The organism is Methanosarcina mangrovi, assembly GCF_052057765.1.
GTDB lineage: Archaea > Halobacteriota > Methanosarcinia > Methanosarcinales > Methanosarcinaceae > Methanosarcina.
Genome location: NZ_CP195120.1, coordinates 2,057,481 through 2,081,503 on the forward strand (window position 1 = coordinate 2,057,481; position 24,023 = coordinate 2,081,503).

At 41.9% G+C, this 24,023-nt stretch carries 20 protein-coding genes; 11 read left to right on the forward strand and 9 right to left on the reverse strand.

Annotated elements, in window-relative coordinates:
* Window positions 1-285: 285 nt before the first annotated feature.
* Window positions 286-663 carry a response regulator gene (locus ACSAZL_RS09360; protein ID WP_440948409.1) on the reverse strand — a complete coding sequence of 126 codons (378 nt, stop codon included), beginning with the start codon at window positions 661-663 and terminating at the stop codon, window positions 286-288.
* 1,108 nt (window positions 664-1,771) lie between these two features.
* Here ACSAZL_RS09360 and ACSAZL_RS09365 point away from each other — a divergent pair.
* Window positions 1,772-2,071 carry a carboxymuconolactone decarboxylase family protein gene (locus ACSAZL_RS09365; RefSeq protein WP_440948410.1) on the forward strand — a complete coding sequence of 100 codons (300 nt, stop codon included), beginning with the start codon at window positions 1,772-1,774 and terminating at the stop codon, window positions 2,069-2,071.
* Between the two features lie 110 nt (window positions 2,072-2,181).
* On the opposite strand, the gene ACSAZL_RS09370 is transcribed toward ACSAZL_RS09365, so the two are convergent.
* Complete coding sequence (locus ACSAZL_RS09370) at window positions 2,182-2,418, reverse strand: DUF1330 domain-containing protein (RefSeq protein WP_440948411.1); 237 nt, start codon at window positions 2,416-2,418, stop codon at window positions 2,182-2,184.
* Window positions 2,419-3,137: 719 nt separating this feature from the next.
* Here ACSAZL_RS09370 and ACSAZL_RS09375 point away from each other — a divergent pair.
* Window positions 3,138-3,326: a TetR/AcrR family transcriptional regulator gene (locus tag ACSAZL_RS09375; RefSeq protein ID WP_440948412.1), complete on the forward strand. Its 189-nt coding sequence runs from the start codon at window positions 3,138-3,140 to the stop codon at window positions 3,324-3,326.
* Between the two features lie 531 nt (window positions 3,327-3,857).
* A complete protein-coding gene (locus ACSAZL_RS09380; protein ID WP_440948413.1) occupies window positions 3,858-5,060 on the forward strand; it encodes an aldo/keto reductase in 1,203 nt (400 codons plus the stop codon).
* A gap of 347 nt (window positions 5,061-5,407) precedes the next feature.
* On the opposite strand, the gene ACSAZL_RS09385 is transcribed toward ACSAZL_RS09380, so the two are convergent.
* On the reverse strand, window positions 5,408-6,556 hold the full coding sequence (locus tag ACSAZL_RS09385) for a type I restriction endonuclease (RefSeq protein ID WP_440948414.1): 1,149 nt from the start codon (window positions 6,554-6,556) through the stop codon (window positions 5,408-5,410).
* Window positions 6,557-6,967: 411 nt separating this feature from the next.
* Between ACSAZL_RS09385 and ACSAZL_RS09390 the strand changes: the two genes are divergently transcribed.
* The gene (locus ACSAZL_RS09390; protein ID WP_440948415.1) at window positions 6,968-8,164 is read left to right on the forward strand and encodes an aldo/keto reductase; all 1,197 of its coding nucleotides are present in this window, start codon (window positions 6,968-6,970) and stop codon (window positions 8,162-8,164) included.
* 440 nt (window positions 8,165-8,604) lie between these two features.
* Window positions 8,605-10,737 (forward strand): sensor histidine kinase, encoded by a 2,133-nt coding sequence (locus ACSAZL_RS09395; RefSeq protein ID WP_440948416.1) that lies wholly within the window; start codon window positions 8,605-8,607, stop codon window positions 10,735-10,737.
* Between the two features lie 17 nt (window positions 10,738-10,754).
* Here the strand turns inward: ACSAZL_RS09395 and ACSAZL_RS09400 are convergent, their stop codons facing one another.
* Entirely contained in the window at window positions 10,755-11,321 is a 567-nt protein-coding gene (locus ACSAZL_RS09400; protein WP_440948417.1) for a flavin reductase family protein, read from the reverse strand.
* A gap of 699 nt (window positions 11,322-12,020) precedes the next feature.
* Here ACSAZL_RS09400 and ACSAZL_RS09405 point away from each other — a divergent pair.
* From ACSAZL_RS09405 to ACSAZL_RS09420, 4 genes are all read left to right on the forward strand, one after another.
* Window positions 12,021-12,539 (forward strand): Ig-like domain-containing protein, encoded by a 519-nt coding sequence (locus ACSAZL_RS09405; protein ID WP_440948418.1) that lies wholly within the window; start codon window positions 12,021-12,023, stop codon window positions 12,537-12,539.
* Window positions 12,540-12,963: 424 nt separating this feature from the next.
* The gene (locus ACSAZL_RS09410) at window positions 12,964-13,290 is read left to right on the forward strand and encodes a hypothetical protein (RefSeq protein WP_440948825.1); all 327 of its coding nucleotides are present in this window, start codon (window positions 12,964-12,966) and stop codon (window positions 13,288-13,290) included.
* Between the two features lie 30 nt (window positions 13,291-13,320).
* On the forward strand, window positions 13,321-13,824 hold the full coding sequence (locus ACSAZL_RS09415) for an Ig-like domain-containing protein (RefSeq protein WP_440948826.1): 504 nt from the start codon (window positions 13,321-13,323) through the stop codon (window positions 13,822-13,824).
* A gap of 1,063 nt (window positions 13,825-14,887) precedes the next feature.
* Window positions 14,888-15,463 (forward strand): MJ0548 connectase family domain-containing protein, encoded by a 576-nt coding sequence (locus ACSAZL_RS09420; protein ID WP_440948419.1) that lies wholly within the window; start codon window positions 14,888-14,890, stop codon window positions 15,461-15,463.
* A 122-nt stretch (window positions 15,464-15,585) separates the two neighbouring features.
* Here the strand turns inward: ACSAZL_RS09420 and ACSAZL_RS09425 are convergent, their stop codons facing one another.
* The 3 genes from ACSAZL_RS09425 to ade form a co-directional block, all read right to left on the reverse strand.
* On the reverse strand, window positions 15,586-15,657 hold the full coding sequence (locus ACSAZL_RS09425; protein ID WP_440948827.1) for a hypothetical protein: 72 nt from the start codon (window positions 15,655-15,657) through the stop codon (window positions 15,586-15,588).
* A gap of 150 nt (window positions 15,658-15,807) precedes the next feature.
* A complete protein-coding gene (locus ACSAZL_RS09430) occupies window positions 15,808-15,999 on the reverse strand; it encodes a hypothetical protein (protein ID WP_048065363.1) in 192 nt (63 codons plus the stop codon).
* A 145-nt stretch (window positions 16,000-16,144) separates the two neighbouring features.
* Window positions 16,145-17,806 carry an adenine deaminase gene (gene ade, locus ACSAZL_RS09435; RefSeq protein ID WP_440948420.1) on the reverse strand — a complete coding sequence of 554 codons (1,662 nt, stop codon included), beginning with the start codon at window positions 17,804-17,806 and terminating at the stop codon, window positions 16,145-16,147.
* A gap of 178 nt (window positions 17,807-17,984) precedes the next feature.
* Here ade and ACSAZL_RS09440 point away from each other — a divergent pair, with 178 nt between their 5' ends.
* On the forward strand, window positions 17,985-19,391 hold the full coding sequence (locus ACSAZL_RS09440) for a tetratricopeptide repeat protein (RefSeq protein ID WP_440948421.1): 1,407 nt from the start codon (window positions 17,985-17,987) through the stop codon (window positions 19,389-19,391).
* A gap of 80 nt (window positions 19,392-19,471) precedes the next feature.
* Window positions 19,472-20,011, forward strand: coding sequence for a trypco2 family protein (locus ACSAZL_RS09445; protein WP_440948422.1), 540 nt, complete (start codon window positions 19,472-19,474; stop codon window positions 20,009-20,011).
* A gap of 254 nt (window positions 20,012-20,265) precedes the next feature.
* On the opposite strand, the gene ACSAZL_RS09450 is transcribed toward ACSAZL_RS09445, so the two are convergent.
* Window positions 20,266-22,842 (reverse strand): hypothetical protein, encoded by a 2,577-nt coding sequence (locus ACSAZL_RS09450; protein WP_440948423.1) that lies wholly within the window; start codon window positions 22,840-22,842, stop codon window positions 20,266-20,268.
* A gap of 501 nt (window positions 22,843-23,343) precedes the next feature.
* Complete coding sequence (locus tag ACSAZL_RS09455) at window positions 23,344-23,700, reverse strand: hypothetical protein (RefSeq protein ID WP_440948424.1); 357 nt, start codon at window positions 23,698-23,700, stop codon at window positions 23,344-23,346.
* Window positions 23,701-24,023: the final 323 nt, after the last annotated feature.

A 24,023-nucleotide genomic window follows, 5' to 3' on the forward strand; every position in this document is an offset into this window, starting at 1 on the left:
AATTAACATACGGTGACTGCCTCCCTCGGCTTCGCCTTGGTCACCTATCACGATATGAATTTTGTGCCCTGTTTGAAAACCTGTTAGATTTGAAGTTAAATTGATATAAAGTTAAATACTTGCCAAAAGCCCTAAATGACTCGAAATGTCTTAAGGTGACCTCGTTTAGTTCCTTGTGACAATGTCCGGAATATCCCTCCCCACTTGCATGAGTCAGTATAAAGAGAAGAATATTGATTCTTAAAACATGTACAAAAGTTAAGAAAAATATTTTAGGAATTTGGATCAATGGTTGTACTGATTTACAACCTGCCAGATTTGTTTTGATAACTCTAAATACTGGGTTTTCGGGTCACTAGTTTTGAGAATGAAAGAATTTGCACCGTTTTGTATTGCTTGGTGCATAAGTTCTTCTCCGACTCCCGTAAATAGAATGAAAGGAATGTTGATTCTCTTATCACGGATAGTCCTTAGGAACGTAATACCATTCATAACAGGCATATCATAGTCCGAGACTATCACATCATAGGAAACTTTCTCTAATATCTTGAGAGCTTCTCTTGCAGAATCCACAGTATCGGAGGGTATATTGTGAAAGACTTCTAAGAATGTCTTTGATAGTTCTAAAAATAAGGGATCGTCATCTACAATCAATACTTTCATGGGGGTATTCTCCTTGCGGTTAAAAATCGATACTCAATGTTTACCAGCATCAATTCGGAAATTGAATTCATAAGTATGTAGCTGATACTGAAATTTAATATTTTTTCTAACTATATTAAATTACTTAAATGAAAAATTGTCTCAAATCAAAAAGTATGCACAGATTAAAAATTTCAAAATTAGCAAAGAGTTATGTTTTTATTCAGTTTGCCAGAGCAATATTTAAAACGCTATTGAGAGGATCTATCCAACACTTTTTGACGTTATTTTTTTGACTCTTTATAGGAATTAATTGTAAATATTTGAGACCAATACTATAAGAACGCCAGATCAAAAAACAAACATATTTAACCAATCTATCTGCTTGTTTTCCAGGGTTGTCCGTAGATGTCCTCAGCCATCCTGACAAAACCTGCCATCCTGACAAAACCTACCGTAGCCCTACTACAGCCTCTATAGAACGAGACTGGAAAAATCTGATACAAAGGGACTGCAACCTTGAAACAAAACAGTACTTAGGCTTCTAATAAATGTGCTGGAAAAATTATTTTGTATGAAAGCAACCCAACTTTGAAGAAAATTAGCTCCAAATTTTCAAAAAATCATAAACTTCGAGTGACAACATTGTAATTTCTAAAGGACGTAAAAAAATACTTATGACCGAAAATGCATCTTTGGAATATACAAATTTATAAAATTAAAAATAGCTTATGACATCATTGTAAATTTTAGGGCTCGTAGTTAGAACCAGTTATGATGAAAATCGGGGTCAAGAGAGATCACTCGCACCCGTTTTCCCTTCCTGGCTATTGGTCAATAAAAGGAGCAAAAGAGATTGTGGAATTTTCATTGAGGTACTTCAGGTCTTAATCCAGTGGTTGCTTAAGTTGGGGTACAGGAGGTTTTCTGGCTTCAACGTCGAATGTTTTAAAATTTATCAGTACCAAAACAAAATAAGCATCAAATAAGGTTTTACAGGTAACATACCTTTATCAGGATCTCCTCAGGAAGGTCTCTTAAGTAAGTTTTTATAAGTGAGACTTCTTAAATGTAAAAGTCCTGTTAAGTTCAAATTCCTGTAAACATAAAGTGAAATGGAGATTACAACATGCCAGAACACCCTCTTAAAGTTATAATGGATAAGGACCCTGAATTATTTTCCCTGCTTGAAGACATGCGAGAACTTTCTTTTTCAGCAGGAGGAATTCCTCTTAAATACAAATTCCTTATTGCAATGGCTCTTGATGCAGCTAACGGTGCAGTCGACGGAGTGAAAGTCCTTGCGATCCAGGCAATGGAAGCCGGGGCTACAAAAGAAGAGGTTATGGAAGCAGTAAGGATAGCCCAGTATATTTTCGGAGTTGGAAGCGTTTACACGGCTGCAAGAGCCCTGAATGACGTCTTATAATATCCTATTTTCAGGCAGATCTCAGGTAGAGAATACTCCCTGAGCTTATGCTTTTCGATTGGTAAACCCTATCGGTAACAGTTATTCTGGGGGAAGATATCCATTCACTACTATCGATTTTTGATGGTCGAATTCTCTCTAAAGGGCGCAATCTCAAGATATTCATCAGAATTGAAACAATTTCTTAACTTTTCCAGAGTATCGAACTCGATCAGGATTATTCTCTCGGGGTCCCAGTCCTCAAACATAGGTATCACTTCTCCTCCTCTAATCAGATACCTGCCGCCATGCTTTTTTACGATCTCGGGAATTTTATCGACATAACTGGCGTAAAGCTCATGATTCATAACTTAGATTACAATTATCGAGCCAATCCCGAAAGCAATAATTCTATTTAGTTCTATTGACCCTGTTTTCTCTACTCAAAAATATTGATCCAGACGGAGTGTAGTTAGTTTTAAAACAAGCTCGTGATTAAAACTGGGTTTTGGGACAGGCTCATCATATAAACAGGCATTTTTCCTTTCTTCAAGCTCCGCTAGCTGAGTTAAGTAACTGATTTTCATGAAGTATCCTGTTATAATATTAACATAATCCGGTTAAATTACTGCATAAGCTGATTATATAAATATCATTATTAACGTCATTCTCCGGCCGTATTCCTGTCATAAAAATGTGTATACCTGTTTATTCACAGTACTGCAAGAGTTAACAGAAATTCTTCGAGAGTAACATAATTTTATATGTTATAAAGTATTATTATTACATAGGGCATCTGGATAATTTCTTCCTCTATGTTTCTCCAGAAAATCTACTCCATCCATCCCCAACCTGAAAAACCAGATGCCCTATTCTCCCTAAGACTTCTTCTTTTTACATAAAGTCGACAGCACTACCTCAAGCTTTCATTTAATTTTCTATTAAGTAAAGTCTCCGGAAATTTTAAGCTTCAGCGGTAACTCTAAATATCGAAACATCTTATTGACTGATTAGTCAATCTTGTGGGCTTAAACACGGAAAAGCAGGTCAGTGATAAAGAGAGCAGCCATAAAAGAGAGTAGCAATAATGAAAATAGCCCTGAAGCTCTTTACGGAAAGAGGCTTCCACGGTACTTCCACAGCTCAGATCTTAAAAGATGTCGGTGTGGCTACAGGTCCCCTTCTTAACTACTTCCCAACCAAGGGGGCCCTTATAAACGACCTTTATTTTGAGGTCAAGGGCAGGTTTAGCTGCAGTATAAAAAGCAGACATTGATGAGGAAGTTTCCATCCGGGACAAAATCAGAAGGATGTGGTCAAACTTCATTTTCTGGGGTGTGCATAATCCCGAAGAATACCTTTTTGTCGAGCAATTCTGTTCTTCCCCTTACATTAAAAAGGTCACCCGGGAAGAAGTGATGAAGGAGTACATTTTTCCTTTATGAGCTCGTTCGGGAAGGAGTCATAGCGGGGTTTTGAGGGATTACTCCCCGGAATTGGCCATGAAGGTGTTTTTTTCAGGGCACGAAAGCTGTTTTGAGTCTGATTCCGGACATAAATGTGGTTCTGTATATGGACGACTTCATCGAACAGGGGATTCCGGATTCTCCGGAACGGGCTAACTAAAAAATGATATAATGTATTTTCACCTTCCATCGGGTGATTAAGCATGAGTGATTAACCGGTTAATATACTGATAATAGACAATATCTCGAAAAAAAGAGTGATCAGTCAATCCGACAAAGGCAGGACTTTACTGGAAACTCAAAGGATAAAAATATAGAAGAAATTAGCGGGAGAAAAAGGAATGATGTACAGAAAAATGCCTAAAAATGGAGACGAACTTTCAATACTGGGATTTGGGTGCATGCGCCTCCCGGTGACAGATAGCGGCGCAATAGATGAGAAAAGGGCAATGAGCCTGGTCAGGTACGCAATCGACCACGGTGTAAACTATGTTGACACAGCCTGGCCTTATCATATGGGAGAGAGTGAGCCGTTTTTAGGACGCACACTTGCCGACGGGTACCGGGAAAAAGTTAAACTTGCTACAAAACTCCCATCCTGGCTTGTTGAAAGCCGGGAGGATATGGACAAATTCCTGAATGCCCAGCTGGAGAAGCTTAAAACGGATCACATTGATTATTATCTGGTTCACGGCCTTGCAGGAAAAATATGGGACAAACTGGAAGCTCTCGGTGTGGTCGATTTCCTCAACAAAGCAAAGGCTGATGGCCGTATTGTAAATGCAGGTTTCTCCTTCCACGGGTCAATTGAGGATTTCAAACGGATTGTGGACGCTTATCCCTGGATTTTCTGCCAGATCCAGTACAATTTCATGGACGAGCAGCACCAGGCAGGAACCGAAGGGCTGAAATATGCCGCATCAAAGGGGCTGGGGATTATTGTCATGGAACCTCTCCTCGGAGGGAATCTGGCCGGTCCTGTGCCTGATGAAGTAAAAGAGATCTGGGATGAATCACCGGTAGAAAGGACTCCTCCAGAATGGGCCCTCCGCTGGGTGTGGAATCATCCCGAAGTCACGGTTGCACTCTCAGGCATGAACGAAGAGTCACAGGTCGAAGAGAACCTGAAAATTGCCGGGGAAGCTTATCCGAATTCCCTTTCTGAAACCGAGCTTCAGCTTGTCAGCAGAGTTGAGAAAAAATACCGTGAACTCATGAAGGTCGGCTGTACCGGCTGTGAGTACTGCATGCCCTGTCCGTCAGGAGTTGACATCCCGGAATGCTTTAGCATTTACAATGATCTGCATATGTTCAGGAATGTGGAGGGGGCCAGATTCAAGTATGCGGTTAATATGAGCGGGGTATTCACAAACACCGAGCCCGGCGGGTTTGCTTCCCAATGTATTGAATGCGGTCAATGTATGGAAAAGTGCCCTCAGGGTTTGAAAATACCTGAGCTGCTCAAAGACGTGGCAGAGGAGCTGGAAGGGCCTGATCTGGAGCAGAGGATAGCTATGGCTAAAAAACTCTTCAAGAAAGGTTAATGGAAGAAATAATCCGGTGGCTGGAAAGGCAGGGATTTTGCATCTTGCTGCTGCGGAATCCCAGCCCTTAAAAGAGGTTCTTTGAATTTCCGGAGATATGTGTTGGCAATTACGCTGCTCATGGAAAGTTTGACCAATATTGCAAAGAATAAATCAAAGACCAGATAGAATATGGATGACTCATTGCTAGTGAGTTTAAATAAGCTCTCTATTTTAGTACTCCGCCTATCTATTGGTGATAGGCTTTGAAGGGCTTCGCAAGTAGCCCTAGAAAAAAGAGAATTGGGTTTTGATTAAATAAGAGGATTAAAGAGCTGTGTTTAAAAAATAAAGCTCTATAAGTTTATTTAAATCACACCTTCTGGATTCTGTTTTCCACTTCCATAATCGCTAACTACGCCTTTAGATTTTTCAGTGTTGTCATAGTTGCTTATTGTACATTTTAGCTTCTCCGCATAACTATAGATATCATTTAGGCTTTGTATGGGAACTTTTTCTTCATTTTTACCTTCAGTGAATAACCCCAGATATTTCTGTTTGGTATTGAAATACATGCGGCAAATTGGCTTTCTGTTATTGTTATCTAAGAGAATACCACAGTAAGATTTTTTGTCCCTCATAACAACTCTTGTCAGGTCAACATTTTCTCGAAGAATTGCCTTTACGATATGGTATCCTTCGATTTCCTCTTCTGTTGTTATTATTTCCTCAGAATTGTTATTACCGATGTCTGAGGATGAATTTTCATTACTCTCATTTGTGTTTGAAGTAGCAGGGATTGTATCCTCAGTCATGGCAAATTTCAATCTTTCATTGATTTTATCATTTATGAACTGGTTGAGGGCGTTTTTTGTAATCACGGTAAACTTTTCACGGACACTTTGGGTAAATGGTGCATCGTTAACTCTTTTAGCGAAAAATTTCACAAATTCTTCAGAAGGAGAATTTATTTCGTTAGCGAGAATTAACTTTATTTCTTTAGTGTATTTTAACTCACATGCCACATTCGCCAGATCATCGATGTTGAAAGATTCTTTCTTGAATCGTTTTAATTCGTTTATCAAAGGCTCTTTAATATCCAGTAAATTAATTTCCAAGAAAGATTTCTCATCCATTTTATTTGGAGCATCGATATCTGTATAAAAACGATATATAATTCCATTTGTCAGGATTCCAATTTTTGCTGCACTAACACTGAAGTATCGAAATAGCTGAGATGCTTGCTCTTTATCCAAATCAGCATCAATATTTTTGCACTCGATTAATATGATCGGTTTGCCGTCTTGCATTATAGCATAATCGACCTTCTCACCCTTTTTCGTGCCATAATCAGTTGTAAACTCAGGAACAACCTCAGTAGGATCAAAAACATTGTATCCCAATATGTTTAAAAGAGGCATAACAAGAGCATTTTTTGTTGCCTCCTCAGTTTTTATACTTTCAGACAACTTTGGAATTTTAGTGGCTAACACTTTTATTTGGTCTATGAAATCCATATCTAAACACCCCTTTGCAAAAAAATCACTCAAAAGTCTAAAAATATCACAACATTCTTACAGATATACTTGCCGTTTTTGTTGTAATAGATCAGGTGGGGGATACGTTAGCATATCTGTTTCATTCCAAAATCGTTTAACTTTTTAAATTTATTTTATTACAGTTATATATCGTATACAAGTGACCCACTATTTTGCTTCAACTTCTAATTTGTTTCATTTTACATATAATTCTACAGTCTCAAAATATAGCTGGAATTTACTCAACGTTTAACTTTTTGACTCTCCTGCTTCTGTATTGTGTATTAAACTTTCAAATATTTTTGAATCCACGAAATCTTTTTCCGGAATTCAGGGTGGAAACCCTTAAAAATAATCAAAGGAAACAACTTAAGACAGAAGGTTATGGAAATGCTGTACAGAAAAATACCAGGGAACGGAGATCAGCTTTCGATACTCGGGTTCGGATGCATGCGCCTTCCTCTTAAAGAAGGAAAGATAGACGAAGAAAGGGCCAGAGAACAGCTGCGCTATGCAATCGATCACGGTGTGAATTATGTCGACACGGCCTGGCCGTACCACCTGGGAGAAAGTGAGCCTTTCGTGGGGAGAGCTCTTGCTGACGGGTACAGGGAAAAGGTCAAGCTCGCAACAAAGCTTCCTTCCTGGACCGTGAAAAGCCCTGAAGATATGGACAGGATTCTGAATACCCAGCTTGAGAGGCTCAGGACGGACCATATGGATTATTACCTTGTGCACGGGCTTGTGGGGGCTTTGTGGGACAAAATGGAAAAGCTCGATGTTTTGGGTTTTCTTGATAAAGCCAAAGCTGACGGCCGAATTGTAAATGCAGGTTTTTCTTTCCACGGGTCAGTTGACGATTTTAAGCGAATCGTGGATGCCTATCCCTGGGTTTTCTGCCAGATCCAGTACAATTTTCTGGATGAAAAGAACCAGGCAGGAACCGAAGGGCTGAAATACGCAGTTTCAAAGGGGCTGGGTGTGATCATAATGGAACCCCTGCGCGGGGGGAAGCTAACGCATCCAATCCCGTCTGCAGTCCGGGAAATCTGGGATGAAGCCCCGGTAAAAAGAACGCCTGCAGAATGGGCGCTTCGCTGGATCTGGAACCATCCCGAGGTTACGGTTGTGCTTTCAGGCATGAACGAGGAGTCCCATATCGAAGAGAACCTGAAAATTGCCGGGGAAGCTTATCCGAATTCCCTGACCGAAGCTGAACTGCAGCTAGTGACGAAAGTGGAACAGAAGTACAGGGAACTAATGAAAACAGGCTGCACAGGCTGCAGGTACTGCACCCCCTGCCCGTCAGGAGTTGACATCCCGAGTTGTTTTGAAATCTACGATAACTTTTACCTCTCAGGAAATGAAAAAGAAGCAAAACTCATGTATGCGGCAAAACCCGGAGGGATAATAAGAGGAGATGTTCCGGGTTATGCCTCCCAGTGCGTGCAGTGTGGAGAATGCGTTGAAAAATGCCCGCAGCATCTGGATATACCCGCGCTGCTTGAAGCCGTTGAAAAAGAATTTGAGGGAAAAGACTTCAAAGGCTGGCGAGTTATGGCGAAAAAGGCTTTTGGGAAAGAGTAAAGGTCGGGGATCATAACCCTGATCTTCCTGGTCTGCCAACTTTTCTTCGCCGACGACTTCTCCTCTGCCAACTTTTCTTCGCCGACGACTTCTCCGTTGACGACCTTTTTCCACCTGAATCACCTGAATTGGGTGCTAAAATTCAAAGATTTTATTTTGTTCAAGCTGCTTTGCCACCTGGTTATCTCCGGTTTTTAAATTCCGTTTTGTGCTAATATATCAGTTTTAAATTTAAATAACAGTTTCAGCTGATGATGATAAAAAAATATAGAAAATGTATCTATAGATAAAATTTTATCCTTTAAATTTCATATATTATATCTGGAAGTTGGAGAAGGTTCACAAAACAAACTTGTATGCAAAGAGGATTCGGGAAGCACATAATCTGAATTTTACCAATTTTTAAAAAAGGAGATATAAACCTTACTTCTGAGTACGGGATGCTAAAAAAGTCCGGGAACATCCGCTGGATCAAAAAGGGAATTCCGATACTGCCTGAAAATAAGGGGGCTATTATGAGCTATTCAGGTGCAGTTTTTGATATTAATAGAAGAATAAATTCAAAGGACGCAATAAGGCGCAAACTGGAAATCGAAGAGGTATTGCTCGAAATTTCCAACATGTTTATAGCTCCTGCCAGCCTTGAGAGGGATATCAACGTTGCCCTCGAAAAGATTGGTATGCTCTGCGGGGCTGGCAGGAGTTACATTTTCCTGTTTCGAGAAAACGGAACCATCTTCGACAACACGCATGAATGGTGTGCTGAAGGGGTGGAGCCTCAGAAAAACAACCTTCAAAATGTTTCCTGCGACGAATGCCCCTGGTGGATGGAAAAACTTGCCAATGATGAAGTCATCCACATCCCAAATGTTCTTGCCCTGCCTCCGGAAGCAGCAGTAGAGAAAGAAGTGCTCGGAAAACAGGGGATCAAATCCCTGATTGTGTTACCTCTGTATGTAAGTGGAAAGCTTGCAGGCTTCATGGGACTGGACAATGTGGTCAATACCGGGAGCTGGGGAAAAGACGACGTTTCCATACTTCGAATAGCTGTTAATCTGATGGGGATGGGAATACAGCGCAAAAGGGCTGAAAAAGCAATACACGAAGGGGAAGAAATCTACAGGTCCATGTTTAAGAATGCTGCCAACCTGATTCTGCTGGTTGACAAAAAAGGGACTATCGTTGACTGCAATTCCCGCGTAGGAGAGCTCCTCGGCTACAGGCGGGTCGAACTCTTAGGGCAACCCATAAAAAACCTCATTTTCTCAGATTACCTTAAAAAAATTAATGAGTCTTCCGAAGAGGTCGGGTACAGGGGTTTTTCCTTCAACAAAGAGTACAGGATGGTTCGAAAAGACGGGAGACCTGTAGATGTCAATGTCAATTCTTCGGGTTTAATGGACGAAAATGGGTACCATGTCCAGACAATTTACATAGTAGAAGACATTACCGAACGCAAAAAAGCAGAAAAGCTGATAAAAGAGAGTGAAGGCAGGTACCGCTCTCTGTTTCAAAATAACAGCGCGGTAATAATGCTGCTTGATCCGGATACCGGAAGTATACTTGATGCGAATTCGGCTGCTTGTGATTACTATGGGTACTCCAGAGAGAAAATGCTCAGCCTGAACATTGCCGATATCAATATCCTTCCAAAAGAACAGATCATGGAAGAACTGGAACAGGAAAAGTCCAGGGACATAAACCATTTCTATTTTACTCACCGCTTATCAAACGGAGTGCTGAGGGATGTTGAGAGATACAGCTATCCCATTTTGATGGGTGGAAGAAAACTCCTGTATGCGATTGTTTCGGATATAACGGATAATCGAAAAATGCAGAGTGAGCTTGTCAGGGCGAAAATGGAAGCTGAAATTGCCAATAAAGCAAAAAGCGAGTTTCTGGCAAGCATGAGCCATGAACTGAGGACACCCCTTAATTCGATCATAGGTTTTTCGGATATGCTGCTTACCCAGAATTTTGGTACGCTTAATGATAAGCAACTGAGGTATATCAGCAATATTTCCGTAAGCGGAAATCATCTCCTGAAGCTGATAAATGATATTCTTGACATATCCAAAGTCGAAGCCGGGAAGATGGAACTTAAGGCAGAGGAGTTTTCCGTATCCGATTCGATCTCTGAAGTTAAGGCTTTACTGACCCCCCTGGCATCAAAGAAAGATATCCAGGTCCTGAGCATGGTTGATAAGGAACTGACGACCATAAGGGCGGATAGAACGAAATTCAAGCAGATCTTATACAATCTGGTGGATAACGCTATTAAATTCACCCCGGAAGACGGATACGTTATTGTTGATGCCGGGGTCGAGGGAGATCGAGCAAAAATTATGGTCAAAGATACGGGGATCGGAATCTCCGAAGCCGAAACCCGGAAAATCTTTCAACCTTTTACTCAGCTTGAGAACTCCGAATACGGAAAGCAGAAAGGGACAGGCCTTGGCCTTTCTCTTGTCAAGAAATTTGTGGAGATGCATGCAGGCAAAATCTGGGTTGAAAGCGAATTTGGAGAAGGCAGCAAATTCATTTTCACCATACCCCTCAACCAGGCAAATTAAGCACAGGATGGATTTTCTCAGGTCTGCTTTCCTATCGAAAAGGCTTTTCCAAGTCTACACCCGATGCCGTAGTAGCTTCTATTTCCCGTCCCGTATACAACAGGTCGGATTTTCTCAATATCGGGATTTCCGTTTTCATCGAGCACGGCTTCTTCGGCCTTGATGTCCATGATCTCTCCTACAAACAGGGTATGAAGCCCTATCTCAAGGCTGTGGAGAAGTTTGCACTCAAGGACAATCGGAAATTCCGCTATATAAGGAGCAGGCACAAGTTCGCTTCTAACCGGGGTAAGGCAGGCTGCCTCAAACTTATCTTCGTCCTTTCCGCTTGCTATGCCGAAATAGTCGGTTTCTTTCACATAAGCTTCAGAAGGGATATTTACAGTAAATGCCTTATTCTCCATGATCCCGGCATAGCTGTAAGTAGCCTTTCTTAAGGATACGCTGACACATGGCGGGTTCGAACAGCAGATCCCGGCCCAGGCTACAGTCATCGCATTTGGTTTTCCGTTCATGTCGTAGGTGCCGACAACCCAGGCAGGTGTCGGAAACGAGAGAGGTTTTGCTCCGATCGATTGTTTCATGGCTTAATCTTCTTTTCGATAATACAAAAAGGTTTTTCGAGCCGGACTGGCAGGCTTCCTATTTGCTTTTCTCCCGTAGCATTTTTCGATCTTTTTTGTTATCCATAAAAGCCAAAAGTAACAGCCAGTTAATTTTAACTGTTTATTTGGCGATTATTATATATATTGTTGATAATATAATCTGAGGTACATAGCTGAAAGAACAGGCTATTTACTGAATCAATAAAACTATTTGAGGGGGTACGAAACTGACAACAAAGCATCTATTTGGCGGTCTTTTGGTGGGGTCGGCCAGTGGAGTTCTTGCGGGTCTGATTGCCGGAATTACACTGAAGTATGCTTATGATAAACTTATTCACGAGAAACAAATGCACAAAAAACTCAAGTCAATTTCTACGAAGTCAATTTCCATGAAGACTTTTAAAAGACATAAGTGCCTCATAATATGACCGAAGGCATACGCCTGAAGAGGACGCGCTAAGAAAAACAGATGTTTAAATTTGAAATCAATCGGGAATTTCCTGTCCTTCCAGGAGTTGGTAACACCGATTCTTCAATAAACATTGATTTTTCATCCAGGAAATACAGTTATAAATAGTTCTCTAAATAGTATGAAATTAGGTTAATCCGATTGAGGTTAAATCTGAAAATATAGGGGGTATAGAACTGACAAAGAAACATATACTTGGTGGACTGTTAATGGGGACAGCCGCAGGGACAGCCGTTGGAATTGCAGGTGGTCTTGTTGCCGGAGTTACGCTGAAGTACACTTATGATAAATATATTCAGGAACAGCAGATGCACAAAAAACTTAAATCCATTCCCAGGAGGGTGCTTAGACGTGGTCCGGCCCCTGCTACAGTGAAGGCCGTTTATCCGGATCGCCAAACTTTTTCCCATAACCTGAAATCCCCTATCTGGGTCGAATTCGATGCACCTATAGACAGTTCTACTGTCACTAAAGATACTGTCATAGTCAAAAGCTCGGTATCTGATGAGCCTCTGGATGGTTTTCTTGATGCAGGCAGCAGAATTCTGATGTTCCGACCTCATGGAAAATATCCTGCAGAAAATGGCAGAGCGAAAGTTTCCATTACTTTGATAGGAACCGATACCGGTTCGGGAGCTATCACGGACGTAAAAGGTGCTCCTCTTGACGGGGACATGGATGGAAAAGCCGGTGGTGATTTTGAATACAAGTTCAGTATTATGAAGTGACGGAACTTTCTCTGAAAAATTCTTTCTCTGAAAAATTCTTTTAAATTTTTTCTTACATTCTTCGAAATTCTTTTAGTTCCTCTCTTCATTTCCTTTTCATTTCTCTTCTCATTTCTCTTCTCATTTCTCTTCTCATTTCCTTTTTGAGTTTCCTTTTCATTTCTTTTTTGAGTTTTCTTTCCAGTTCACTTTTCATTCTTCGGCTTATACCTGATCTTTTCTACATAGCACCGGGAAAATAAATCGCTATAAATTCCCACTCAGTATAAAAATTTTAATATATCACATAGTTGGCGTTATATATTAGGTGCGATATAGGATAAATATAGGAGTATTAAACTCAATTTCTCTCCTTTCCGGATGGTATTAAAATAAGAGGCTTTCCGGCAAGGAAAAAAATCAAGGGGGTGCAAGATTGTTAAATATGAAAAGATATGGTAAGCTATTGCTCAGCGCATATATCATGAAGAAAATTAAGCCGGGGGGGTCTCAAAAGAGTAAGGGAATAAATAAATATGGAAAATTACTTCTTGGGGCATATCTGCTTGAAAAACTTAAGTCAGAAAAATCTGAAAAAGAAGAAATTCCTAAAATGGAACTGAAAGAAGTACAATTAAAAGAAACAGGTGGGGGATCTTCAACGATGAAAATTGGTAAAGTAATCATGGGTGTTATTGTCGGAGCTACAGCTATTTACGCTCTTAAAAAATACACTGCTAAAAAGAGTGGTCATAAAATAGAAGTCCAATGAAATGAATGGAGGGGAACGATATTGCATAAAATGAATGGCTGGAGTAAATTTCTGCTGGGGGTAATTGCAGGAGCTGCAATTGTATATACCGTAAAAAAGTATATGTGTAACAGGTCCCTTCCAGAGGCTTTCAAATCTCTGCCTTTTCACTTCAAACAGGAACAGGTCCCTCCAAAGGTAAAATCAATTTATCCTGACAGGCAGACATTTGCGTTCAGGCATGATTCCCCGATCTGGATCGAATTCGACATGCCCATGAATACTGCAAGCATCACGAAAGAGACCGTAATAGTCAAAAGTTCCGCATCAGACGAGCCTGTAGAGGGTTTGCTGGATTCGGGGTCCAGAATTCTGATGTTCCGTCCGTATGGCGACTATCCTATGGACGAGGCAGGGGCTGAAATAACAATTACCTTACTTGGAAACGAAACCGGATCCGGATTCATAATAGATGAAAGGGGAATTGCTCTGGATGGAGATAACGACGGAAAAGCCGGGGGAGACTTTGTCCATACCTACAGGCTTATAAGATGAAATTTCTACGTCCGAAATGATTCCTTTTTTATCTATTTTTTTCAATTTATTCAGGATTTATGGAATTCAGGTTGGTCGAGTCAATTCCCCACAGTTGCTATTTTTGAGTAAAAGTTAAAAAGCTGACCGCTCAAGCGTGCAAATTTACGGGTTAGCAGTGAAGTTTACTCAAGTGGATTAAATTACAACTTTTCTGATCCGTGCAATCTTATTCACTATACCGGGTCGTTCCTATCCCGGCAAAGTTGAGGTTCTGCAGCCCGAATTGCACCTCGGGATTGCAGGAAATCGGAGATTTCATGGGAGTTGCGATGTAATCTCATCAGTACGAGGTCCGTTTCGGCAGAGTTGCGGCTCTGCAGCCCGAATTGCGCCTCGGGAGTACGCGGTCTGTTTCGGCAGAGTTGCGGCTCTGCAGTACGCTGCCCTTTTCGCTTCGCTCAAGAAGGCAAATTTATAATTGTAGTAGTGAGGTCCGCTCAAGAGGACTGACTTAAAAACAATGATAAAGTAGAGAGACGCAGAAGAGCGGTCTTTCCCACTAAAAGAAATAAAAGAAAAAGAGAGAATAAAGAGAATAAAAGCCGGAAAGTAAAAACGACTGACGACACATTCAAGAAACCAACCTGTAATAGTTACCGGGTAAAAAGCTGACTTGCCGCTTCTTTTACTTCCTTTCTGTTTCTTTACAGGGGCGCAGCTTCTTTTACTTCCTTTCTGCCCCTTTACAGGGGCACAAGACGATCTGGCGAAAACGTCCCACAATGAATGGATTCGAAGCCGATTATCGGGGACAAAGGGCAGTATTTTTCGGGAAAACAGGTTATTTCAGTCATATTTTACCTTCCTGGGGTCGGTACAGCCCTGTACAGCAAAGGAAAAAAATCAGAAAAAAATTTCCGAAGTGCTGGATGAGAGCATCTGATTAATAGATGATCACTCGAACACAGATTTGCGGAAAAAACAAATTTACATCACTTGAAGCCCCTCTATACCTGAACAATAAGAAATAGGTACTTTAAAGACAGATGATTTCTTTAAAACGTGTTCTGGAGCAAGCAAAATGACCTTGGTTATAGCTTTTATCGGAAAAAACGGTGCAGTAATGGTCGGAGACATGAGGGAAATCACTTTTGAAGGGGAGAAGTCCGACAGGGAAAAACTCGAAAAAGAGCTTTACAGCGGCGCAATAGTTACGGACGAGGAACTGGAAAAAAAAGCAAGAGAGGCAGGGGTCAAAATAACGGTCACGGACTGCAAGAACAAAGTCTCGGAGAGAAACGGTATTCTGGTAGGGGAAGTCTCCTCAGTTGAAGGAGGGGTCGTAAAGAAAAGAAGGCTGTACGCTTCAGCAGGCGCCTATGCAATTGCCGAACTCAGGGACTCGGAACTTACCCTCACCTCACAGGGAAAGGGCAGCAATTTCATAGCTTTCGGGAACGAGTTTACAAAACAGGTAGCTAACAAATGTTTTAAGGACAACTGGACAAAAAAGAGCAAACTTCAGGATGCAGTAAAAATCCTCATGCTCTGTATGGAAACCGTAGCAAGGAAAACAGCTTCCGTGAGCAAGCAGTTTGTTATCGTACAAACCGCATCGAATTTTGATGTTTTGAAACTCGTAGAAAAGGATAGATGAGGCTGAAAAAGATAGCAAGAATGAAAAGGATAGACAAGACTGAAAAAGATAGACAAGACTGAAAAAGATAGAAAAAAAGAGGAAAGAAAATCGTGTTTCTGATGTTTTTGGTTTCTGTTGTTCTATAACTTAGAGTTATCCGAAAAATATTGTGACCGAATGCAGTCTTTACAATAGACATGTGCACAAGGAATAAATAATTGTAGTCTTACAGCATGTCATTATTGACTTCTCGGATAAGTTCTTAATGCATAGAACATAGTGATAAAACTAAAATCATAGATCAAATGCATTATGAACCATACCCAGGCTTATGGAAATGGCTGGACAGAAATAAATTCGATTTAATATTTGACCGGATTGGAACCATATCTTGAACCAGTTCTTTCTTCTCCTTCTCCTCGTTCTTCTTTTTCTTCGACTTTTATTTTGTGCCAACCAGAACGCTGTATCTTTTTCTCCCTGATCTGTTTCACAGCATAAGCAAGTCCTGCTATTGCTAAGAGTAAACCCGCTACTTTAATGCTTTTAGACATAATAATTCACTCCAATTTATTATTGCACCTCATCATTTATTAATATAATCAAACAGTCAATAGAAAAATCAGTTTAATATTAAAACGATGATTAGATAAAAATCAAAAAAGTGCAGAGGAAATCTCTACTGACTGTTTTTTTGTCTTATTCCTCTGCAAAAAGCTCGACAAATTCGAATTTTGTCACATCAAACAGGCCTTTGTCTCCAAGTTTAAGCTCGGGAATTACAAGAAGCGACATAAATGCAAGGGTCATAAAAGGCGACTCAAGCAAGGTTCCGAGTTTCCGGGCTTCTTCGTTCAGCAGCCGGTACCGGGAAGCTACCTCTGCTCCATCGAGGGTGCTCATAAGGCCCGCAACCTCAAGCGGGAGATCAAGAAGGTTTTCTACGGTGCCCACAACGATTCCTCCTTTATTTTCCACTAGCCGGTTGACAGCTTCAACTATATCTTTATCAGTGGCTCCAACTGCAATAATGTTGTGGCTGTCGTGGGCAATGCTGCTTGCAATAGCTCCTTTCTTCAGGCCTATGTTCTTTATGAAACCGATCCGGACAGGGTCATCTGCGTACCTGCTCAGGACAACCATTTTCAGGATATCCCTCTCCGGGTCCGAAACCAGGCCGCCGTTTTCGACTTTTGGAAAAGCCAGTTCCTGGCCTGTAACCAGTTCTCCGTCCCGGGCAACAATCACCCTGATTTTTCGCATTCCTTCCTTTCTGTCCCCGGTTTCCCCTGCCGGCACAGCCAGTTTTATATCATCGATTGAAATTTTATTTCGGTTGAACACGTTTTTTGCAGGAACCTTTTCCATCGGGAAAAGAACCTTTCCGTTCTCGTAAACACATTCTCCGTCGATGAAAGTGCTTATCACGTTGAAGGATTTCAGGTTATCCACGATAATGAAATCCGCAGGGTCACCTTCACGGAGCAACCCGACATTGAGCCCGTAATGCTCTACCGGGTTGATCACCGCTGCCCTGATAAGGTTAAAGATATCAAGTCCCTTTTCCTGCCCGCGCCTGATAAGCTTATCGATATGCCCTTCATAGATCAGGGTATCGGGGTGAGAGTCGTCGGTACAGAGCATGACCGCTTCGGGATATTCATCTATCAGGCTGTACAGGGTTTCGAAATTTCGGGCTGAACTCCCTTCCCGGATAAGGATTTTCATCCCTAGTTTTATTTTTTCGACTGCTTCTTCGTAAGTAAAAGATTCATGGTCTGTGGAAATCCCTACCCCGATGTATGTCTCGAGGTCGGCTCCCCTCAGGCCAGGCGCGTGTCCATCGATCACTTTGCCACACTTTTTTGCGGACTCCAATTTTGCCATTACATCGGGGAATCCCAGAACCACACCAGGGAAATTCATCATCTCGGAAAGGTAATGCAGATCCTCTCTTGCCAGCAGGCGGTCAACAGCCTCCGCATCAAGGACTGCTCCTGCGGATTCGAATGGAGTTGCCGGCACACAGGAGGGTACCCCAAAAAAGACTTTCAGAGGAGATCTTTTCGAATCCTCAACCATGAAATCAATGCCCTCTTCCCCCATAACGTTTGCAATCTCATGAGGATCGCTGACCACTGCAACCGTCCCTTTTGCAACAACCATCCGAGCAAAAATCGAAGGTACGGTCATGGAACTTTCCATATGCACATGGGAGTCTACAAGTCCTGGCAGAATGTACTGTTCCTTATCGTGCTCTTTCTCTTCAATAAGAATGATCTTCCCGTTTTCAACGGTAACCTCGCCTTTTAACTGCCGCCTGGAAACGGCATCGACAATAATCCCCAGATACTTTTTCATGCGGACTTATTTCACTCTCCAATGTATAAATATTTCCAAAAAGCCAGAATATTGCTCAGAAACAAAGGCGTTATCTCTTGATTTTGCTTCACATCAAATACTTTGCTGTACGTAAAATTTAGACAGATTTATAAGATACCTTCGAGTATTTTACATAGAAGCGCGAGATGGAGAATTTATGCCTGAACAGAATGTTCCCCGAGTAAGGCTTTTTGGAGTTCATGAGCTAAAAATCAGCGATATTTTTGACGAGAAAAAAGACATTTATTATGTTCCAATTTTTCAGGGAAACGGTGATGCGAATAAACTCCATCAGTCAGTTTATGCAGGTAAAAACACAAAATGTGCTATCCTGGACAGTGGGGTTCTCACTGACCACCCATATTTAAAAGACCGGATGGATGCAATTGAAGATTTTACAGGTCACGGGTTTCAGGACAGAGAAGGACATGGCACTGCGGTTGCTTTGAATCTTGCAATGACTGCTCCTGATGCATCAATTTTGATTGGTAAGGTCTATGAAAATGATGATGTGCCTTTATCCGAATATATAAATCGAATTGCACGGGGCGTAAACTGGGCAATAGACAGCGGGGCAAGAATAATTAATCTCTCGGTTGGTATGGAAAAAAGAAAGGAAGACATCAGCAACTACCCTGGATGTTCGGAAGCCGTAAAAAATGTATGCAAAGCTATCAATCGGGCGATTGAAAATAGAATCTCAGTCCTTGTTGCAGCCGGAGCAAATTTTCCGGCAGATTGTCATGAATCAATAATAGTAATCGAACTGCCCGGAAATCCAGTATATCCAAAAGATGTTCATCCTACTGTTTATTCTCCTTTTAGCCCGATTCTTGTTCCAACTTTTTTGTTTGAAGGTTATGCTCATCTTAAAATAGGTATGTATGAGCAGGCTCTGGCTTTATTTAAACAGGCAATTGACCTGCACCCTGAGGATCACCAGCTCTGGAAATATCAAGCTCTCTGCCTGTACGGCTTAAAAAAATATAACGATGCTGTCCAGTCTTTTGATAAAGCCCTGGCAATCAAACAATCTGATATAGAGACGTGGTACTTGAAGGGAATTACCCTATTGGCCCTTACTCAAAATGATAAAGCGATCGAGTGTTTTGATGAAGTCCTGAAGCTTGTGAATAATGCTGGTTTGACAGGAATGAAACTAACCGATTTTTCAAATTCAATGTCTGATGACTGGTATAACATGGGTGTCTACTACGAGCAGGCCAGTAGATATGACGAAGCTGCAAACTGCTATGATAAAGCCATCAGGATTGACCCTCTTAACGCCAAAGCCCGGAACAACCGAGGCGTAATTTCTGCAATAGAGGAAAAATATGAAGATTCGATAAAATATTTTGAGGTAGCAACAGAACTCAACCCCTCAATGGTTGATGCCTGGTTTAATAAAGGGCTGGCACTTTCCAGGCTGGGTAAACATGAAGAATCAATAGAATTTCTCGATAAAGCAATAGAAATCGATCCTACCTGCAGCAAGGCGTCAAAGGAAAGAATCCGGGTGTCAGGAAAACTGAAGAGTAGAAAAGAGCAAAGAAGAGAAGAGTAGAGTAAAGTAGAGTAGAGTAAAGTAGAGTAGAGTAAAGTAGAGTAGAGTAAAGTAGAGTAGAGTAAAGTAGAGGTGTGATAGTGTCTGAAAATGTGGGGATTCAAATCGACAAAATAATATCTAAAGTGAAAAAAGCAATCCGTGAAGTGGAACAGCAATCTTATAGATCTGAGCTGGGAGTTAAAGTTGAAAAGCTGGATTTGAAACTAAAAACTTTTAATAGTAAAGAAGGCGGCCTGGAGCTGAAAGTACCGGTTGTGGATCTGGATCTCGGGCTTGGGGGCAGCATCTCAAAAGAAGAAACCCATACGATAGAACTTACCCTGATTCCTGTTGATGATACCCGGCTTTTCGGTGAGGAAGATATCGAAGATAATTTAGTAGAATTAATTATGGGAATAGAACAGGGGATAAAAAACGCACTTGTAGATGCTCCCAGGTTTAAGCTTCAGAAAGCTTCCGTTGAACTTAATTTTGTAGTTAACGCTGGCGGTGAAATCTCAATAGTTGCTAAAGGAGAGAAAGAAATTGAGACGACCAACAATTTGAAGCTATATCTAACCAGCGCTGAATCTGTTCAGGTTGATTCACCCACAAACTATGGAGCAAGTTTGAGATAACAAAAGTAAAGATGAAAAATCAAACAATAGTAGAATTCAAATTGGTTTTGATACAGCTTGCTGATTTGAATTTAGGATCAGCTCCAACCCAAGCGTCCATGGAAGCAGTTTTTTCGGGTAAATACTGTCAATAAGGTTTTCTCCTTTATCAGGAGTTAGGAAATGTCTTTTTATTGTTTTCATCATAAAAGATCAGGTTTAAATGGAAAAAATAAATGAAGGGGTCCGGAAACCCTTTCATTCCCTGTTCCCCTTCAGCTTTTTTTCAACAGGCAGAACCCAACGCTTTTTCCGCTGTAATGTCCGATGGAGCCGCTGTCGACGATGGTCCTGTCAGACCCGTGTAACCTCATGATGTAACCGCAGGGGTCCATCTCTTCGGTCTTCAGTGACCATACGCCTTCTTCTCCGGTGGTGGAGACGACCGGGGACGGATAAGCCCGGGTTACCGAGGGAGGTGTGCTCCAGCCCGAGCTTGCCGTGCAGGGGGTAGTGCCTGGCTGGACACACAACTCACCACCATCCGCCGGGCCCAAAGGTTCGGCCCTGAGGTAGAAGCTGCGGATATAGTTGTTTTTCATACTGTAGGTGCCGTGGATGATATCTCCCTGTCTGAACGCTCCGCATCCCTCTGCCGGGTTTGTAACTCCGTCCCGGGTGTACCCGGTAATGTTCAGGTCAGGTGTCGGCCATGTGTTATCGATCATAACCCTTATGATCTGGTCGGTCCCATCCGCATTCAGGGCCGGATATGTTGTCAATGTCATGGGGTCGAAGGCTTCCATACAAATTTCCCACAACCCGTCCATGGGGGCGCTCGTAATCCACTTTGCCAGTACAAAGCCTTCCACAAAACGCCTTTCGTTCCCTTCCAGGTCCTCAAGATATGTGTAATACCCGTCGGAATCAAGCTTCTGTGTGTGGTTATAGGGGCCGGTGAAACTGGAACCCAGCTGGTCTACGAGTTTGACGTTGAAGGAATTGGTCAGCTGTTGCCAGGGTTCGCCCGGAAGGCTGCGGCGTACGAACACCCTGTATTTGAGGGGTATTGCACTCATCCCGCTTCCCGTGAAGGTATTTGGCGGGAATGCAATATGTCCGCAGATCGTCACCACCCCGCCGAACGGGCTTTCGTTTGCGGTGAAAGCAGCCATTACCCCGTTACCGGTAGCAAGCCCTGTTGAGCTGTCGATGTCATCGATCCCCATGTTGCCGATAACCGAGATGTAAGGCGTGTGGTCCCCTTCCTCGACGGTCGGACCCGGGGGTATATGTATAAGTGTATCCCTGCGGTTGCCCCATCTGGGGATATAGTTCGGGTCCCATGCCGGTGGTGCCACTTCCCAGGAAAGGATCGCCCGGACCTTAACTATTTTTGCTCCCTCACTGCAGGGCTTGTGGCGGCCTGTGAGGTTCACGGGCAAAAATACGGAGTACTGCAGTCCCCCCGAAGGGATGTTTTTGATGTCGTGCACGTTCACCACTGAGGTTCCCACATATGTCCAGCCGGTTCCGTCTCCCCAGTCTGCCCAGAACGCCACATACTCCTCACTTCCGGCGGTGCACAGGCCTCCGGAATAGCCGCTTGACTTCTTGAGTTCGATTACACTGGCCAGCTCGTCCAGGTTCGTGTTCAGGCCGATGCATTTCAGCTCCTCGTATGTCGTGTCTCCTGAGGATATCGGAACGAGTCCCTCAATTATGCCAGGTACTATAGAGAGCTCAAACCCTGCATCGATCAGGGTATTGTGCAGGGATACGGTACTGGAAGCAATGATATTTTTGCCGGATTTTTCCGCAACCGTTTGCCCGAGGGAAAACGTATCCTTGCCAAGCAGGTTCTTGATCTGTGAAAATCCGAACCTGTGCCCGGGTACTTCTTTATCTTTGTATAGCTGGAGAAGTTTTGGCAGGCTAAGCTTTTCAGGTTCCTTGAGGGTAATTTCTTTCTCAAGGTCCACAAGCTCCAGGATATTCTCCGGAATGCTGACCGCTTCCAGTTCAAGAATATCTTTTATGAGAACAAACCTGAGGGCATCTATCTGGATATATGCATCAAGCGAATTTCCCCATACAGGTACAAAATCCGGGGTGTCAGCGGGAGGAGCGGTGTTCCAGGACAGGATTGCCCGTACCTTAGGAAGGTTTTCTTTTATGCACCACTTCTTCTTCGCATCAAGAGGGATGCTTACAGCATATTCCAGGGGTTTGTCGCCGGGTATATTGTAAGCCTTGAAGCTGACCACCCCGAGGTCTTCCCATGTGTCCGTATCGTTCCAGTCCACATAGAAGCGGATATATTCGGGGGTTCCGCCGGAGCAGAGATTTCCGCCGTAACCGGAAGATTTTTTGATATGTATTACAGCCTCCACCCTTTCGAACCTGGGGTTAAAACCCACACATTTCAGTTCTTCATAGGTGGTCTTATTTATCATCACCTTTACAGCTTCAAAAGAACTTTCTTTCAGGTTCCCGAAATAATTGGGGTTTATCGCGGTCAGGTACTTAAAGAAAGTCCTCTCCGTCTCAGCGACCTCATATTTGCCTGAAACGGCGGATACCAGCTCGGTGAACCTCCTGGGACCCACCCCTTTAACATCCATAACTTCTTTGAGATTACTGAAACTTCCGATCTTATTTTTTTTTGCAAGTATTTTTTCAGCAACTTTTATCCCGATATCGGGTTCATCGGGAAATTCTACGGTCTTTGCAATCTCTCCTGCGTTCTCAACGGTATTCAAAAACTCAAGGATCTTTTTTTCGTCCGCAGGATCCACGTCTTCAAGTGCGATTAAGGGCTTTTCTATTGATACTGTTCTTTTAGCTGTCAAAGAATCACTTCCGACACTACTAACTATTCATATGTACTGCTTTTTTTGCGGCCCTGCCTACTAAATCGATATTTACAGCCGCCAATGCCTGGTAAACGTTTTTTGGTGAAATCCCCAAAAAAATAAGGTTATCACTGAGAAAATCATTTCATACCGTTTTGCTTTCTTTTCCCACTTTCCGGACTTCACACAATCATTATTTTTATATATAGTATTCCAAATTATTAAAGTTTTTCAGCAGGTATTTTTGAAATATTCGGGCAAAAAAGAATTAAATCCTGCGCGATATGCTTAAGAAATTTTAGTGTGAACAACGGCAAAAATGACTCCGGGTCCGGAAGGGATTAAACTTCTGTTTCTTTCAATTCCTTTCGAATTTTTCTTCTCAGTAACCGTTCGGATATCAAGTCAAGCTTCGGCGGTAGTGAGAAGAAGGGCTTTTTTATCGGAAAAACGAGGCCTTTGGAAGATGTAAGATAATTGGGTTAAAAATTCAGACAATTATTTTCCAAGAAATAAGTCTGGAACCTGAGGCTTTGCAAGCCATTGGGCAAATTTGTTATAGGTTCTGCCAAGCTTTTGTGTATATTCTATGCCTTTTTGAGTCCCTTTAATAATCTTGCTAAAATTAAAATTAGGATCATCCAATTCTTTAAGGAAACGGCCTAACTTATTTAGAGGTTTATTCAGTTTTTCTTTTTCACTATTTGAACTCACCTCATCCAAATTGTCCTGAATCTTAACCATTTCTTCTTTAAGTTTTGGATCTAAGTCTTCAATTTCCCTTCTTAAATCATCAAATTCGACCTGTATTTTAGGGTTTAGAGAATTTTTAACCAGAGGATTGAAATCAGTCAAAAATGAGTTTAATTTAGTGTGTACTGCAGTTAACCCAAAGAAAATATGGATTTGCTTAAATAAAAACGAGATCATTGGATAGGAAAATGGAAATAAATGGAACTTTTCACTTTAAGATTTGAGTAATAGGGAATAGAAAATAAATCTCATAAAAAAGTTCCAATCTACAAGAGATGATTTTATTTCATTACTAACAGTAATTGTCGGACAGCCTGTGAAGGGCGGGGTATTCGTGACCCTCCGCGCTCCCATTGTAATAAATAAAAGGTACGCTGTTAAGTCTTCGGGGATGGCTATAATTACATGTTTGCCTGTAACTGGAA

Coding starts and splice junctions, on each gene's coding strand:
- ACSAZL_RS09375 (WP_440948412.1), top strand. CDS start 3,138: ATGAAAATAGCCCTGAAGCTCTTTACGGAAAGAGGCTTCCACGGTACT.
- ACSAZL_RS09415 (WP_440948826.1), top strand. CDS start 13,321: ATGAATGGCTGGAGTAAATTTCTGCTGGGGGTAATTGCAGGAGCTGCA.
- ACSAZL_RS09405 (WP_440948418.1), top strand. CDS start 12,021: ATGGGGACAGCCGCAGGGACAGCCGTTGGAATTGCAGGTGGTCTTGTT.
- ACSAZL_RS09440 (WP_440948421.1), top strand. CDS start 17,985: ATGCCTGAACAGAATGTTCCCCGAGTAAGGCTTTTTGGAGTTCATGAG.
- ACSAZL_RS09390 (WP_440948415.1), top strand. CDS start 6,968: ATGCTGTACAGAAAAATACCAGGGAACGGAGATCAGCTTTCGATACTC.
- ACSAZL_RS09380 (WP_440948413.1), top strand. CDS start 3,858: ATGATGTACAGAAAAATGCCTAAAAATGGAGACGAACTTTCAATACTG.
- ACSAZL_RS09395 (WP_440948416.1), top strand. CDS start 8,605: ATGCTAAAAAAGTCCGGGAACATCCGCTGGATCAAAAAGGGAATTCCG.
- ACSAZL_RS09430 (WP_048065363.1), bottom strand. CDS start 15,999: ATGTCTAAAAGCATTAAAGTAGCGGGTTTACTCTTAGCAATAGCAGGA.
- ACSAZL_RS09365 (WP_440948410.1), top strand. CDS start 1,772: ATGCCAGAACACCCTCTTAAAGTTATAATGGATAAGGACCCTGAATTA.
- ACSAZL_RS09400 (WP_440948417.1), bottom strand. CDS start 11,321: ATGAAACAATCGATCGGAGCAAAACCTCTCTCGTTTCCGACACCTGCC.
- ade (WP_440948420.1), bottom strand. CDS start 17,806: ATGAAAAAGTATCTGGGGATTATTGTCGATGCCGTTTCCAGGCGGCAG.
- ACSAZL_RS09360 (WP_440948409.1), bottom strand. CDS start 663: ATGAAAGTATTGATTGTAGATGACGATCCCTTATTTTTAGAACTATCA.
- ACSAZL_RS09410 (WP_440948825.1), top strand. CDS start 12,964: ATGAAAAGATATGGTAAGCTATTGCTCAGCGCATATATCATGAAGAAA.
- ACSAZL_RS09385 (WP_440948414.1), bottom strand. CDS start 6,556: ATGGATTTCATAGACCAAATAAAAGTGTTAGCCACTAAAATTCCAAAG.
- ACSAZL_RS09420 (WP_440948419.1), top strand. CDS start 14,888: ATGACCTTGGTTATAGCTTTTATCGGAAAAAACGGTGCAGTAATGGTC.
- ACSAZL_RS09370 (WP_440948411.1), bottom strand. CDS start 2,418: ATGAATCATGAGCTTTACGCCAGTTATGTCGATAAAATTCCCGAGATC.